Here is a 768-nt window from a genome sequence, read left to right on the forward strand (position 1 = left end):
CGCCGGGCTCGGGTGCGTGGCTGAACCGCACACGGGGCACGGTTCGTCAGGTGCGAGCGCTGCACCCAGTTCGCCCGCGATGCCGGCCAGACGCGCCTCGCGCAGCCGCAGCACTTCGCGCTCCGCCGCCGCGTGGGCGCGTACGGCTTCGGTCTCGCGTGCCTCGGCCTTCGCGAGGGCGTGGGCCAGCTCAGGGCGACGCGCCGCCTCACGGCGCAGTCGCGCCAGGGCAGCCTGCGCATCTGACGGGTCAGGCAGCGTCGCCACGAGTGTCGCGACCTGGTCGTGCTGCTGGCCGGCGCGCGTCACGGCGCCTTCGGCCCGCGTGGTCGCTGCCTGGGCCTCGGCGAGACGCGCCTCTGCGTCATGCAGCTGCGCCACTGCACGAACCTCGCGCGTCTGCGCCGATGCCACATCGCGTGCGCTCGACTCGGCGTGACGCAGCGCGTCACTCACCGCCTCGAACCAGCCGTCGGTGAGCTCGGGGGAGGGCCAGCCACTCTCGGGCACGTGCACGCCCCGTTCGCGCAGCGCCGTCTCGGCCCGCGTGACGGCCTCCACCGCGCGTTCGGCATCCGCAGCCGCGGTGCCGGCGCGCGCGTGCAGCCTCAGCGCCCCGGCCACAGACGCCGCGTCGTCGAGGGTGCGGCGCACCGAAGCCAGCCGGTCGGCGGGCCATTCGGCGATGACGTCCGCCGCCTCCTGGGCGCGTGCGCGCAGCAGGGTGCGGGCGGCTTCGTCGTCGGCGGCACGGCTCGCACCTCGCGC

1 pseudogene is annotated in these 768 nt (G+C 76.2%); it reads right to left on the minus strand.

The annotated features are described in order from the left end of the window. Window positions 1-768, minus strand: a pseudogene (locus HMPREF0321_RS11605) (hypothetical protein); the annotation flags it as partial.

The organism is Dermacoccus sp. Ellin185 (assembly GCF_000152185.1).
GTDB lineage: Bacteria > Actinomycetota > Actinomycetes > Actinomycetales > Dermatophilaceae > Dermacoccus > Dermacoccus nishinomiyaensis.